Genomic DNA, 13095 nt, shown 5'->3' with positions numbered 1-13095 from the left:
GTACGGTCGGGCGGTGACCAGCCGACCCGCTTCCGGGGGCGGCCGGTGGGTCGAGGTCGGCCCGGCCCGCGTCGCCCGCTGGGTCGGGAACTTCGCCGACCGGCACGGCCCGCCGACGACCACCCCGCACGCGTACGGGCTGTTGCTCGCCGCCCCGGACGGGGCGACCGCCGAGCTGCACACCCCGCCGGGGGTGCCCGCCGCCGCCGACCTCGCCGGTTTCGTGGCCGCGGTGGACGCGCCGCGTCGGCTCGGCCTGCTGCTGGCCCGCAAGGGGGCGGTGGCGGTCGGCATCGCGGTTGGCGACGAGCTGGAGGTGTCGAAGGTGGACACCCGGTATGTGCAGGGGCGGACGGCTGCCGGTGGCTGGTCCCAGCAGCGCTTCGCCCGGCGCCGGGACAACCAGGCCAAGGCGGCTCTCGGGGACGCCGTGGAGCTGGCGGCCCGGCTGTTGTTGCCGGCGGCGGCCACGCTGGACGCCCTGGTGTGCGGTGGTGACCGGCGGGCGGTCGACACGGTGCTGGCCGAGCGGCGGTTGGCCCCGCTCGCCGCGCGGCGGCACGAGCGGCTGCTCGACGTCCCGGAGCCCCGGCACGCGGTGCTGGTCGGCGCGGTCGCCGCGGCCCGCGCGGTGCACGTCCTGGTCCGCGATCCCGAGCGGGATGCGGCTGGCTGACCGCGCCTTTCGTCCGGCTGATCAGCCGCGCCTCGTCGCCGCCGACGCGACGGCATGGCCGCCCTCATCGGGTCGGTCCGTCCACCGAGGGTCACCGGCCCGCCGATTCCGGATACGCGTCAGCGCAAAGGGGCCGAAGGGAGTCGGGCGGATCGGGGCGGAAATCACGGTCGGTGACTGCCGGGCTCACCCCGGGGCGCCGCCCCAGTCGGATCTAGAGGCTGCCGCCGAAGGTGTCGCAGGACTTCGGGTCGCCCGTGTCGTACCCCTTGCTGAACCACTGCTTGCGCTGTTCGGACGTGCCGTGGGTGAACTCGTCCGGGTTCACCGGGCGGCCCGAGCGCCGCTGGATGGCGTCGTCGCCGATCTTCTCGGCGGTGTCGACCGCCTGCTGGATGTCCTGCTCGGTGACGCTGGTGAAGATCTTCTGGCCCTGCTCGTCGGCCGTGCCCGTCGCGTTCTTCGCCCAGGCGCCCGCGTAGCAGTCGGCCTGCAGCTCCAGCTTCACCGACAGCGCGTTGGCGTTGTCCGGGTCGCGTTGCTGCTGGCGGCGCATCTGCGCCTCGGTGCCGAGCAGGTCCTGCACGTGGTGGCCGTACTCGTGGGCCAGCACGTACGGCTGGGCGAACTCGCCTTCCGCGCCGAGCTGGTCGGCGAGCTGCCGGTAGAAGGTCAGGTCGATGTAGACCAGGTCGTCGGCGGGGCAGTAGAACGGGCCGACGCCGGAGTCGGCCTGCCCGCAGCCGGTGCTGACGCCCTGGCTGAAGAAGACCGTCTTCGACGGCTGGTACTGCTCGCCGAACGTCTCCGGCAGGGCGCTGCGCCAGTACGCCTGGATCGAGTTGACGTACAGGGTGTTGCGGCAGTCGAGCTGCTGGAGGGCGTCGTCGGCGGAGCACTTCTGCTCCAGCGAGGTGTTGTCGCCCTGCCCGGACCCGCCGCCGTCGAAGGCCGCGTTCAGCCCGAAGCCGCCGCCGACCAGGGCGACCAGCACGGCGACGATGATGCCCACGATGCCACCGCGCCCGCCGCCGATCGGGATGGGGATGCCGCCCAGGCCGCCGCCTCCGCCGGACCCCCGCCGATCGTCCACCTGACTGGTGTCGATCTTAGCGTTCTCGTTCAGCTCCATCTTGACCCCGATCACCGATTCGTCACGTCATGGTGGTTGCGGTGCCGGACCGGGTCCGGACGTCTGCTTCCGTACCCGATGATCTTGTGCGGTAATCCGCGCGGCGGGCGCGCGGCGGCCCGGTACACTTGCCCCGTGCTGCTCTGCGAAGGCTGAACCGCCCCGCGCCGACGGGAAATCCCACCCGCCGGCGCTTTCGCGTGCCCTGAGTCAGCCCTTCCAGACCCCGAGAGCGAGTCCGCGACATGATCACTGCCACCGGCCTGGAGCTGCGCGCCGGCGCCCGGATCCTGCTGTCCGACACCACCCTGCGGGTGCAGCCGGGTGACCGCATCGGCCTGGTCGGCCGCAACGGCGCCGGCAAGACCACGACGTTGAAGGTGCTGGCGGGCGAGGGCCAGCCGTACGCCGGGCAGATCGACCGGCGCAGCGCGATCGGCTACCTGCCGCAGGATCCGCGCACCGGCGACCTGGAGGTCACCGGCCGGGACCGGGTGCTCTCCGCCCGCGGGCTGGACGTTCTGATGGCCCAGATGAACGAACTGGAGGCCAAGCTCGCCGACGGCGGCGACGAGCGCATGGTCCGCCGGTACGGCGCCCTCGAGGACCAGTTCGCCGCGCTCGGCGGGTACGCCGCCGAGGCCGAGGCGGCCCGGATCTGCGCCAACCTGGGCCTGCCCGACCGCGCCCTCGCGCAGACCATCGGCACCCTCTCCGGCGGCCAGCGCCGCCGCATCGAGCTGGCCCGCATCCTGTTCCGCGACGCGGGCGAGAACGGCGGCGGCATCCTGCTGCTCGACGAGCCGACCAACCACCTCGACGCCGACTCGATCACCTGGCTGCGCGGGTTCCTCGCCAACCACAAGGGCGGCCTGATCGTGATCAGCCACGACGCCTCGCTGCTGGAGGCGGTGGTCAACAAGGTCTGGTTCCTCGACGCCACCCGCTCGGTCGTCGACGTGTACAACCTGGGCTGGACGGCGTACCTGGAGCAGCGGGAAACCGACGAGCGGCGCCGCCGCCGGGAGCGGGCCAACGCCGAGAAGAAGGCCGGCGCACTGATGGCCCAGGCCGACAAGATGCGCGCCAAGGCGACGAAGACGGTCGCCGCGCAGAACATGGCTCGCCGCGCCGAGAAGCTGATCGCCGGGCTGGACGAGGTCCGGGTCGCCGACAAGGTGGCCAAGGTCCGGTTCCCGACGCCGGCGCCGTGCGGCAAGACCCCGCTCACCGCGACCGGCCTGTCCAAGTCGTACGGCTCGCTGGAGATCTTCACCGACGTCGACGTGGCGGTGGACCGGGGCTCCCGGGTGGCGATCCTCGGCCTCAACGGCGCCGGCAAGACCACCCTGCTGCGGATCCTCGGCGGCCTGCTGGAGCCGGACACCGGCGAGGTGCGGCCCGGGCACGGGCTGCGGCTGGGCTACTACGCCCAGGAGCACGAGACCCTGGACGTGGACCGGACCATCCTGGAGCACATGCGCAGCGCGGCGTCCGAGCAGACCGACACCGACCTGCGGAAGATCCTCGGGGCGTTCCTGTTCTCCGGCGAGGACGTCGACAAGCCGGCCGGGGTGCTCTCCGGCGGCGAGAAGACCCGGCTGGCCCTGGCCACCCTGGTCTGCTCCGGCGCCAACGTGCTGCTGCTCGACGAGCCGACGAACAACCTGGACCCGGTCAGCCGGGAGCAGGTGCTCGACGCGATCGCCCGCTACCCGGGCGCGATCGTGCTGGTCACCCACGACCCGGGCGCGGTGACGGCGCTCAAGCCCGACCGGGCGATCCTGCTGCCCGACGGCGACGAGGACGCCTGGAGCGACGATCTGCTGGAACTGGTCGAGCTGGCCTGACTGTGAGCATGGCGGGATCAGGTGAGCAGCTCGGCCAGGTGGCCGAGCACGCCGGAACCGACCAGGATCACGACACCGATCGCGACGAAGACCGCCGGGACCAGCCAGTGGCCGGCGCGGCCGACCAGCCGGACCACCCGGGGGTGGCCGCCGAGCAGCGCGGCGGCGGCGCACCACGTGGCGACCAGCGCGGCGAAGACCAGCAGGTAGACCAGGCCGGCCGCCGGCGTCAGGGCGCGGAACACGGGCACGTACACGGCGATGTTGTCGGCGCCGTTGGCGATGGTCACCCCCGCCACGCCGAGCAGCCCACTCACCACGGCCGGGGGCGAGTCGTCGTCCTCGCGGGCCAGCAGGGCGCGGACGCCGAGCCCGATCGGCAGCAGGCCGAGCAGGCCGGTCCACGGATCGGGCACCACGAGCAGCCCGGCGGCGACCACCACGGCGGCGGCGACCAGCGCGCCGATGCCCAGGTACTGGCCGGCGACGATGTGCCGGGGGCGGGGCCGGCCGGTGCCCCGGGCGGCCACGAACAGCACGGTCAGCACGACGATGTCGTCGAGGTTGGTGGCGGCGAACACCAGCGCCGCGCCAGCCGCGGCGGCGAGCAGGTCGGTCACCCGAGGCAGCGTACGCACCCGCGCCACGGGCCGCAGTTCGCGTGTCACCGACCGCCATCAGGCACGGCCCCTCCAGCCGTCGGCGCGCCATGCCCGACCGGCCGGCGTCATCACCCTATCGGGTAGGTGACATTGCATAGCGTGTCGGTTGGCGAATAGTTGATATCTGGCGCATGATCGTTCGAGGCGGTCTAATAGGTGGGACCGTATCCGAACCGCACAGTCTGGGACGTGAGGAATCAGCATGGCAGCCACTGGCACAGCCACCAGCACTGAGAAGGGTCGCCGGATCGTCGGGGCCGAGCGTCAGACGCTCGCCAAGGACCTGGTAAAGCGGTACACCTCGGGGGAGAGCATCCGCGCGCTCGCGGCCTCCACCGGGCGTTCCTACGGGTTCATCCACCGGGTCCTCACCGAGTCCGGCGTGCAGCTGCGCCAGCGCGGCGGTGCCCGGCGCCGCAAGAAGGCGTGACCCGCCCTCCGACGTCGTCCATCAGCGTCGCCCTCCGGTCCGGCCGGTGACCGCCGAGACGGTCGGGGTGCGACTCGACTGCGACGGGCCGGTGGCGACGGTCACGTTGTGCCGGCCCGACGTGCTCAACGCGCAGACCCCGGCGATGTGGCGTGCGCTGAGCGACTTCTCCCGGCAGTTGCCCGGCGACGTACGCGTCGTCGTGGTGCGCGGTGAGGGCCGGACGTTCTCGGCCGGCCTCGACCTGTCGGTGGCCGGCGCCTCGGGGCCGGGGTCGTTCGCCGAGCTGGCAACCCTGCCCGAGCAGGAGTGCGCGGACCGGATCGCCGAGTTCCAGGCCGCCTTCACCTGGCTGCACCGGCCCGACGTGATCTCGGTGGCGGCCGTGCAGGGCCACGCCATCGGCGCCGGCTTCCAGCTCGCGCTGGCCTGCGACCTGCGCGTGCTGGCCTCCGACGCCAGGCTGTCCATGGCCGAGGTGACGCTCGGTCTGGTTCCCGACCTGGCGGGCACGAAGCGGCTGGTCGAGCTGGTCGGCTACGCCCGCGCCCTGGAGATCTGCGCCACCGGCCGGCGGATGGACGCCGCCGAGGCGGACCGGCTCGGGCTGGCCACGCTGGTCGTGCCGAACGCCGAGCTGGACGCCGCGGTGCGCGACCTCACGGCCGGCCTGCTCGCCAACGACCGCGACGCGGTGGTGGAGATCAAGGCGCTGCTGGCGGGGGCCGCCGGCCGTACCCACGCCGAACAGCAGCGGGCCGAGCGGGAGGCACAGACCCGCCGGCTGCGCGATCTCGCCGGGCGCGGAGAATAGTAAGGACCGTCCGGGAAGAACCGGGTTACGACCGAGGTTGTCGTAGTCGTCGGCAGAATTGACCCGACGGCTGTGCTCCACGACCCGGAGGTGACGCGTGTCCAACCCGATGTCCGGCGGCGGGATGGCCGGCTGGAGCATGCTCCGCGCGATGCGCAACAAGGACGAAATCTCCGCACACCGGCTCAATCGGGGCACAGCCCGGCGCATCGTCGCGTTCGCCCAGCCGTACCGGCGGGACATCGTGGTCTTCCTGGTCACCGTCGTGATCGCCGCCGTGATCGGGGTGGCCACCCCGGTCCTCGCCGGTGACGTGATCAACGCGATCAGCCGGGGCGGCCCGGAGGCCGGGTCGACGGTCGTCCGGCTGGCCCTGGTCATCGCCGTGCTCGCGGTCGCCGACGCGCTCTTCTCGCTGGCCCAACGGTGGTACTCGGCGCGCATCGGCGAGGGCATCATCCTCGACCTGCGGACCCGGGTGTACGACCACGTCCAGCGGATGCCGCTGCAGTTCTTCACCCGCACCCAGACGGGCGCGCTGGTCAGCCGGCTCAACAACGACGTGCTCGGCGCCCAGCGGGCGTTCACCTCCACCCTGTCCGGGGTGGTCAGCAACGTCATCCAGCTCGTGCTCACCGCCGGGGTGATGTTCACCCTGTCCTGGCAGATCACCGCCCTGTCGCTGGTGATGCTGCCGATCTTCATCATCCCCGCCCGCCGGGTGGGCCGCCGGCTGGCGGACATCACCCGCGAGGCGTACAACCTCGACGCCAAGATGAACGCGACCATGACCGAGCGGTTCGGGGTGGCCGGCGCGCTGCTGGTGAAGCTGTTCGGCTCGCCTCACGTCGAGGCGCGCCGGTTCGCCGGCCGGGCCGAGCGGGTGCGCGACATCGGCATCCAGTCGGCGATGTACTCGCGGACGTTCTTCGTGGCGATGCTGCTGGTCGCCTCGCTGGCCCAGGCGCTGACGTACGGCCTCGGCGGCTGGCTCGCGGTGACCGGCAGCGTCAGCGCCGGCACCGTGGTGACCCTGGCGCTGCTGCTCACCCGCCTCTACGGCCCGCTGACCGCGTTGTCCAACGTCCGGGTCGACGTGATGAGCGCGCTGGTCTCCTTCGACCGGGTCTTCGAGGTGCTCGACCTGCGCCCCGGCATCGAGGAGAAGCCGGACGCGGTGCCCGTGCCGCGGGGCAGCGGCCGGGTCGAGTTCCGCGACGTGCGGTTCCGCTACCCGAGCGCCGCCGAGGTGTCGCTGGCCTCGCTGGAGGAGGTCGCCACCCTCGACCGGACGATCAACGAGCCGGTGCTGCGGGGCGTCTCGTTCGGCGTCGAGCCGGGGCAGATGGTCGCCCTGGTCGGCCCGTCCGGCGCCGGCAAGTCCACGCTGTCCATGCTGCTGCCCCGGGTCTACGACGTGACCGACGGGCAGGTGCTGGTCGGCGGCGTCGACGTCCGGGACGCCACCCTCGCCTCGCTGCGCGACGAGATCGGCGTGGTCACCCAGGACTCCCACCTGTTCCACGAGACCATCCGGGAGAACCTGCGCTACGCCAAGCCGGACGCCACCGACGAGGAGATCTGGGCGGCGCTGGCCGGGGCGCAGGTCGCCGATCTGGTCCGGTCGCTGCCCGACGGGCTGGACACGACCGTCGGCGAGCGGGGCTACCGCTTCTCCGGCGGTGAGAAGCAGCGCATCGCCATCGCGCGGCTGCTGCTCAAGGCGCCGTCGATCGTGATCCTCGACGAGGCGACCGCGCACCTGGACTCGGAGAGCGAGGCGGCGGTGCAGCGGGCGCTGGCGGTGGCGCTGGCCGGGCGTACGGCCCTGGTGATCGCCCACCGGCTGTCCACGGTCCGGGACGCCGACCAGATCCTGGTCCTCGACGAGGGGCGGATCGTGGAGCGGGGCCGGCACGACGAGCTGGTCGCCGTCGGCGGCCTCTACGCCGAGCTGTACCGGACGCAGTTCGCCGTCGCCGACTCGCCCACCCCGTACGTCGACGCGACCGGTCCCGAGCCGGTGATCACCATGCCGATGGCCACGTACGTGGCCGAGGAGGCGCTGCCCCCGGCCGCCGCCAACTGACCCGTCGTCGGGCCCCTGGGCCGCGTCGCCAGGCCGGCGACGCAAAGCCCTTCCTCACCCGGTGACGGCGCGCAGCTCCGCGAAGGCCGCGCCCAGGGTCTCCGGGGTGTAGTGCGCGTTCAACCCGCTCGGGTTGGGCAGCACCCAGAGCCGGGCGCCCCCGAGCGGCTCCGGCTGCGGCCCGAAGCCGGCCTTCGGCCGGGCGAAGCCGACCCGGTACGCGGTCACCCCGACCACCGCCACCCACGCCGGCCGGTACCGCCGCACCTTGTCGGCGAGGATCCGCGCGCCCTCGACCAGCTCAACGGCGGTCAGCTCGTCGGCCCGCGCGCTCGCCCGCGCCACCATGTTCGTGATCCCCAGCCCGTACCCGGGCAGCTCGTCCTGCTCGCTCGGCCGCAGCAGCCGGGGGGTGAACCCGCCCCGGTGCAGCGCCGGCCAGAACCGGTTGCCGGGCCGGGCGAAGTGCCGGCCGGTCGCCGCCGACCAAAGGCCCGGGTTGATGCCGACGAACAGCACGGCCAGCCCCGGCGCGATGACATCCGGGATGGTTCGGCCCGCCGCGGCGGCCAGCTCCTCCCGCGTCGGCCGGGGGTCTCCGCCGGCCGGGCGGGTCGGCCGGGGGCCCCGGCCCGCGGCCCGCGGCATCAGAGCCCGCGCAGCGCGCCGCCGTCGACCGGCAGGGTGAGCCCGGTCAGGTAGCCGGCGGCGGGGGAGAGGACGAACGCGGCGACCCGGCCGAACTCCGCCGGCTCGCCGATCCGGCGCAGCGGGATGCCCGCCTCCGCCTCGGCGCGGGCCCGCTCGGGGTCGCCGGCGGCCTCGAACAGCTGCCGGTTGCGGTCGGTCATGATCCGACCCGGCAGCAGCCCGACCACCCGTACGCCCCGGGGGCCGTACTCGTCGGCCATGTCCTTCGCCACCCCGGCCAGGCCGGGCCGCAGCCCGTTGGAGATGCCCAGCCCGGCGATCGGGCTGCGCGCCGAGGTGGACAGGACCAGCGCGATCGCACCGCCGTCGGGCAGGGCGGCGGCCACCGTCCGGGCGGTGCGGACGGTGCCGAGGAAGACGGTCTCGAAGGACTCGCGCCACTGCGCGTCGGTGGCCCCGGCGGCGGTGCCCCCGGGCGGCCCGCCGACGGAGACCAGCGCGCCGTCGAGCCGGCCGAACCGCTCCCGGGCCGCGGCGACGAGCCGCTCCGGCGTGGCCGGGTCGCTCAGGTCGGCGGCCAGCCCGATCGCGTGCTCCGGCCCGCCGAGCCGGCCCACGGCCTCCGTCACCCGCTCGGGCGTCCGGGCCGAGAGCACCACCCGCGCCCCGTCGGCCACCAGGCACTCGGCCGTGGCGAAACCCAGCCCGCGTGAGGCGCCGGTCAGCACGTACACCCGGTCGGTGAGTCCCAGATCCATACCGAGGATCCTGCCGTACGCCGGGCGGGGCGGCTACCGGCGGGCCGGGCGCAGCAGGCGTACCCGGCCGGCGAGCTGCACCGCGACGGCGCCGCCGACGCGGCTCAGGGCCGGCAGCCGGCGCGGCCGCGGAGCCGCGGAGCCGCCGTAGCGGGCGGTCGCCTCGCGGACCGCCAGCTCCTCGGCGCCCAGCGGCGGCAGCTCGCCACGCTCGCGCAGGTCACGGGCCAGATCCCAGCCGTCGCGCAGCGAGCCGTTGGTGGGCCGACCCGCCGCCCAGCGGGCGAACGTCGCCAGCCAGTCCGCGCCGAGGCCGGCGACGAGTAGCGGCCAGTGCCGGGCCACGTCGCCGGCCCGCTTGCGCAGCAGGGCGCGCCGGGCCGCGTCGACCGGGCCCGGGGCGAACCCGGGCGGCAGCGGACCGCCCGCGACCAGCGCCGCGACCAGCGCCGCCTGCCGCGCGGCCAGGTCGCCGGGCCGGGCGACACTCACGGTGCCGCCTTTGTTCGCGACTGCGGGGCTCGCAGGCCCGGCTCACTCCTCGCGCTCACGGTGCCGCCTTTGTTCGCGGCTGCGGGGCTCGCAGGCCCGGCTCACTCCTCGCGCTCACGTGACCACCGGGTATCCGGAGGCGGCGGCGATCGCGTCCAGCTCGGCCCGCAGCTCCGGCGCGGGCGGCCAGTGCCCGTCGCGCTCCAGCAGCAGCGCGGGCGAGGGGTGCCGGGCGCAGAGCTCGGCGACCAGGTCGAGCACGGCCGGCGGGACGGGGTCGGTGTGCGTGTCGTGGTAGAAACCGCCCTGCTCCACGCCGCCCGCCACGTGCGCGTACGCCAGCCGGTCCAACGGCAGCCGGTCCAGCAGGGCCAGCGGGTCGCCGCCCCGGTTGCGGGCGTTGGCGTGCACATTGGCGACGTCCAGCAGCAGCGTCGCGCCGGTCGCGTCCAGGATCTCGGTGATGAAGTCCGCCTCGGTCAGCTCGTCGTCCGGCCAGTCGAACAGCGCGGCGATCGGCTCCAGCGCCAGCGGCACCGGCAGCTCCGCCTGCGCCCGGCGGACGTTGGCGACCACCGCGGCGACCGCCTCCCGGGTGCGCGGCAGGGGCAGCAGGTGGCCGGCCTCCACGCCGCCGGCCCGGACGAAGGCGATGTGCTCGCTGACCAGCGGCGCCCCGACCAGCTCGGCGACCCGCGCCAGGTGGGCGACCCGGGCCGGGTCGACCGGCTCCGCGCCGCCGAGGGAGAGCTTCACCCCGTGCGGTACGACGGCGACGCCGCGCGCGGTCAGCTCGGCGAGTGCGTCCGGCAGGGGCGCGTGCGGGGCGAGTGTCTCGGCCACCACCTCGACGAACCACAGGCCGGGCAGGTCGGCGACGAAGCCGGCGATCTCCGGTCGCCAGCCGATGCCGACCCCGGCGGGTACGTTCCCGGTCCGGACTGCGGCGGAGCGGGGCGCCGTCATCCGCCGCACCCGCCGCCGCCCCCGCAGCTGCTGCCTCCGCTGCACGAGCTGCCGCCTCCGCCGCACGAACTGCCGCTGCACGAGCTGCCGCCCGACGAGGTGCCGGTGCCGGAGAGGGCCTGCCGCTGGATCTCGGCCTGCTCGGCGAACCCCGGGTCCAGCACCCAGAGGGAGGCGGTGCCGAACAGCGCCACGCCCATCGCCGCGCCGGCCGCCCCGTAGGTCGCGTACGCCGGGCTGGAGGCCGGGGCGAGGTGGGTGTTGCTCCGGCGCAGGTCCCGCAGGGCTGCGTTCGCCGCCCGGGTCCGCCACGGCACCCGCGCGAGCAGCGCGGCCGCGACGATCACCCCGATGATGCCGAGCACCAGGAAGCCGACCGGCCGGCCGTTGGACAGGCCGGCGAACAGCCGGAACACGCCGACCATGACGAGCGCGAACAGCAGGAACGGCCCGCGTCGGGCGGCGGCGCGCTGCTCCGGGCTGAGCGCGAGGCCCTGCCGCTGCAGGCCCTCGCGGAGGTCGCCGAGGGCCCGGGCGACCCACTCGTCCCGGGCCAGCTCCCTGGCGAACAGGTTCCGGGAAGCGGCGTGGTGGATCGCCTGGTCCAGCGGGGTCACCCCGGCCGGCAGGGGACCGCCGGTGGTGAGCCGCCGGTCGGGGCGTACGCCGATCGCGCCGGCGCTGCGCAGTCCGCTGAGCGCGGTCCAGACCGCGAGCTGGCCGCCGCCGTTGAGGAAGGCCACCTGCTGCGGGCCCAGCTGGGAGCGCGAGGTCACCCGTTTGCCGGCGAGGATCGCGTTGCGGCGGGCGATCGAGACGATGACGACCACGAGGGCCGCCAGCAGGTAGATCCCGAGGAAGGTCCGGCCCGGGATGCCCCAGGTGTCTCCCGGTGCGGCGAGAACGGTCATGGCTGCTCCTGTCGCGCGAGGGGGTCGCGGCCCCATTGTGGGGCAGGCCCGCCACGCCCGACCCCGGCCGGGTCGCCAGTTACCGGACCGATACGACCGTCAGCGCCGGCGCACCGCCTCCTCGACCAGGTCCAGCACCGGGCCGAGGTCGCCGGCCGGCTGGCCCATCGCCAGGTGCAGTACGAGGCCGTCGTAGGCGAGTTCGAGGAACTGGGCCAGCACGTCGATCGGTACGTCCTCGCGGAGCACCCCGGCCTCCCGCTGGCGGGCCAGTCGCTCCCGGGTGGCCTCGGCGACGGCGGCCGAGCGCTCGGCCCAGCGGCGGGCGAACGCGGGGTCGGTGCGCAGCCGCCGGGACACCTCCAGTTGGCTGCCCAGCCAGCCGGTGGTGTCCGGCGAGACGGCCCGGGCCAGCAGGTCCCGCATCACCTGGACCAGACCGTTGCGGGCGACCGTCTCCACCATGGTGGCCGCGTCGTCCTCGGCGACGGCCAGGAAGAGCGAGTCCTTGTCGCGGAAGTGGTGGAAGATCGCGCCCCGGGAGAGCCCGGTGGCGTCCTCCAGCCGGCGCACGGTGGCGCCCTCGTAGCCGTGCCGGGCGAAACACGCCCGCGCGGCGGCGAGGATCTCCTGCCGGCGCGCGTCGAGCTGGTCCTGACTTACTCTGGGCACGCGTCGATCGTGTCAGTTACCCGGACGCTGTGCAAACCGTACGTACGGCTTGGGAGCTGCCGCCGGTGTTCCCGCGCGGGATGATCGTCCGACCTGTCCTCCGGCTACGATCGCCCCGTGACGCCCCCCGACGCCCCCGTGCCGCCGCCCGCCGCGCCGCTGACCGTGGCGGCCGTGCAGGCCGAGCCCACCCCCGGCGACGTCGCCGGCAACGCCGCGTCCGCCGCCCGGCTCGTGCGTCGGGGCGTGGACGGCGGAGCACGCGTGATCGTGCTGCCCGAGCTGTTCCTCCCGGCGTACCACCCGCCCACGCTCGCGGCCGACCCGGCCGGCACCGACCTCGCCGCCGCCGAGGACGCCACGGTGGACGACGGCCGGCTCGATCCGCTGCGGGCCGTCGCCCGGGACGCCGCGGTCGTCGTGGTGGTCGGGGCGGCGGTACGACAGCCGGACGGGCGGCGCACGATCTCCGCCCTCGTCGTCGACCGGTCCGGCGTGGCCCACGCCGCGTACGACAAGCAGCAGCTCTGGGGCGACGAGCGGGAGCTGTTCCAGCCGGGCCGTCGGGGGGCGACCCTGCTGGTCGACGACTGGCGTCTCGGGCTCGGCATCTGCTACGACGGCTGCTTCCCCGAGCACGGGCGGGCCGCCGCCGTGGACGGTGCCCACGGTTACCTCTGCCCGAGCGGCTACCTCGCCGGCTCCGAGCACCGCCGGGACCTCTACTACGCCGCCCGGGCCCTGGACAACGCCATGTTCGTCGTCTTCGCCAACGCCGTCGACGGCGCGTCGCCGTGGCGGTTCAACGGCGGCGCGGCGGTGTACGACCCGCAGGGCCGGCCGCTGGCGCGGGGCGCCGACACCGGCGAGGACGTGCTGGTGGCCGTCCTCGACCCGGCCGAGCTGGCGGCGACCCGTGCGGCGCACTCGATGCTGGCCGACCGCCCCGCCGGGCCCGGGTCGGCCCGCGTGTCGCTGCGCGCCTGATCCCG

The 13095-nt window shown here is 74.6% G+C and carries 14 protein-coding genes; 6 read left to right on the top strand and 8 right to left on the bottom strand.

Annotation, left to right across the window (positions count from 1 at the left end; all coding sequences use genetic code 11):
- Positions 1-13 precede the first annotated feature (13 nt).
- Positions 14-676, top strand: coding sequence for an acVLRF1 family peptidyl-tRNA hydrolase (locus ACGFIZ_RS06710; protein WP_393416849.1), 663 nt, complete (start codon positions 14-16; stop codon positions 674-676).
- 214 nt (positions 677-890) lie between these two features.
- Here ACGFIZ_RS06710 and ACGFIZ_RS06705 read toward each other — a convergent pair whose 3' ends face one another.
- Complete coding sequence (locus tag ACGFIZ_RS06705) at positions 891-1808, bottom strand: neutral zinc metallopeptidase (RefSeq protein ID WP_393416847.1); 918 nt, start codon at positions 1806-1808, stop codon at positions 891-893.
- Positions 1809-2053: 245 nt separating this feature from the next.
- Here ACGFIZ_RS06705 and ACGFIZ_RS06700 point away from each other — a divergent pair, with 245 nt between their 5' ends.
- Positions 2054-3658, top strand: coding sequence for an ABC-F family ATP-binding cassette domain-containing protein (locus ACGFIZ_RS06700; protein ID WP_393416532.1), 1605 nt, complete (start codon positions 2054-2056; stop codon positions 3656-3658).
- Between the two features lie 17 nt (positions 3659-3675).
- On the opposite strand, the gene ACGFIZ_RS06695 is transcribed toward ACGFIZ_RS06700, so the two are convergent.
- Positions 3676-4278: a cadmium resistance transporter gene (locus ACGFIZ_RS06695; protein ID WP_393416530.1), complete on the bottom strand. Its 603-nt coding sequence runs from the start codon at positions 4276-4278 to the stop codon at positions 3676-3678.
- A 244-nt stretch (positions 4279-4522) separates the two neighbouring features.
- Here ACGFIZ_RS06695 and ACGFIZ_RS06690 point away from each other — a divergent pair, with 244 nt between their 5' ends.
- From ACGFIZ_RS06690 to ACGFIZ_RS06680, 3 genes are all read left to right on the top strand, one after another.
- Entirely contained in the window at positions 4523-4750 is a 228-nt protein-coding gene (locus ACGFIZ_RS06690) for a helix-turn-helix domain-containing protein (protein WP_007462679.1), read from the top strand.
- A 46-nt stretch (positions 4751-4796) separates the two neighbouring features.
- Entirely contained in the window at positions 4797-5564 is a 768-nt protein-coding gene (locus ACGFIZ_RS06685) for an enoyl-CoA hydratase/isomerase family protein (RefSeq protein WP_393416528.1), read from the top strand.
- Positions 5565-5673: 109 nt separating this feature from the next.
- On the top strand, positions 5674-7653 hold the full coding sequence (locus tag ACGFIZ_RS06680) for an ABC transporter ATP-binding protein (protein ID WP_393416845.1): 1980 nt from the start codon (positions 5674-5676) through the stop codon (positions 7651-7653).
- A 54-nt stretch (positions 7654-7707) separates the two neighbouring features.
- Here the strand turns inward: ACGFIZ_RS06680 and mug are convergent, their stop codons facing one another.
- The 6 genes from mug to ACGFIZ_RS06650 form a co-directional block, all read right to left on the bottom strand.
- On the bottom strand, positions 7708-8301 hold the full coding sequence (gene mug, locus ACGFIZ_RS06675) for a G/U mismatch-specific DNA glycosylase (RefSeq protein WP_393416526.1): 594 nt from the start codon (positions 8299-8301) through the stop codon (positions 7708-7710).
- Positions 8301-9062 (bottom strand): SDR family oxidoreductase, encoded by a 762-nt coding sequence (locus ACGFIZ_RS06670; RefSeq protein WP_393416524.1) that lies wholly within the window; start codon positions 9060-9062, stop codon positions 8301-8303. The genes mug and ACGFIZ_RS06670 overlap by 1 nt, the downstream gene beginning before the upstream one ends.
- Positions 9063-9095: 33 nt before the next feature.
- Entirely contained in the window at positions 9096-9554 is a 459-nt protein-coding gene (locus ACGFIZ_RS06665) for a hypothetical protein (RefSeq protein ID WP_393416522.1), read from the bottom strand.
- A gap of 114 nt (positions 9555-9668) precedes the next feature.
- Positions 9669-10520: a DUF692 domain-containing protein gene (locus ACGFIZ_RS06660; protein ID WP_393416520.1), complete on the bottom strand. Its 852-nt coding sequence runs from the start codon at positions 10518-10520 to the stop codon at positions 9669-9671.
- Positions 10517-11431, bottom strand: a complete 915-nt coding sequence (locus ACGFIZ_RS06655; protein WP_393416518.1) for a TIGR04222 domain-containing membrane protein — start codon at positions 11429-11431, stop codon at positions 10517-10519. Before ACGFIZ_RS06655 ends, ACGFIZ_RS06660 begins: the two co-directional genes overlap by 4 nt.
- 99 nt (positions 11432-11530) lie before the next feature.
- Positions 11531-12103 carry a TetR/AcrR family transcriptional regulator gene (locus tag ACGFIZ_RS06650; protein ID WP_393416516.1) on the bottom strand — a complete coding sequence of 191 codons (573 nt, stop codon included), beginning with the start codon at positions 12101-12103 and terminating at the stop codon, positions 11531-11533.
- Positions 12104-12220: 117 nt separating this feature from the next.
- Between ACGFIZ_RS06650 and ACGFIZ_RS06645 the strand changes: the two genes are divergently transcribed.
- A complete protein-coding gene (locus tag ACGFIZ_RS06645; protein WP_393416514.1) occupies positions 12221-13090 on the top strand; it encodes a carbon-nitrogen hydrolase family protein in 870 nt (289 codons plus the stop codon).
- Positions 13091-13095: the final 5 nt, after the last annotated feature.

The organism is Micromonospora sp. NPDC048830 (genome assembly GCF_043198215.1).
In the GTDB taxonomy this organism is placed as follows: Bacteria; Actinomycetota; Actinomycetes; order Mycobacteriales; family Micromonosporaceae; genus Micromonospora.
Note: the sequence above shows the minus strand (reverse complement) of the source record. Positions and strands in the feature narration are given on the sequence as shown.

Coding starts and splice junctions, on each gene's coding strand:
- ACGFIZ_RS06690 (WP_007462679.1), top strand. CDS start 4,523: ATGGCAGCCACTGGCACAGCCACCAGCACTGAGAAGGGTCGCCGGATC.
- ACGFIZ_RS06680 (WP_393416845.1), top strand. CDS start 5,674: ATGTCCGGCGGCGGGATGGCCGGCTGGAGCATGCTCCGCGCGATGCGC.
- ACGFIZ_RS06660 (WP_393416520.1), bottom strand. CDS start 10,520: ATGACGGCGCCCCGCTCCGCCGCAGTCCGGACCGGGAACGTACCCGCC.
- ACGFIZ_RS06655 (WP_393416518.1), bottom strand. CDS start 11,431: ATGACCGTTCTCGCCGCACCGGGAGACACCTGGGGCATCCCGGGCCGG.
- ACGFIZ_RS06670 (WP_393416524.1), bottom strand. CDS start 9,062: ATGGATCTGGGACTCACCGACCGGGTGTACGTGCTGACCGGCGCCTCA.
- ACGFIZ_RS06700 (WP_393416532.1), top strand. CDS start 2,054: ATGATCACTGCCACCGGCCTGGAGCTGCGCGCCGGCGCCCGGATCCTG.
- ACGFIZ_RS06705 (WP_393416847.1), bottom strand. CDS start 1,808: ATGGAGCTGAACGAGAACGCTAAGATCGACACCAGTCAGGTGGACGAT.
- mug (WP_393416526.1), bottom strand. CDS start 8,301: ATGCCGCGGGCCGCGGGCCGGGGCCCCCGGCCGACCCGCCCGGCCGGC.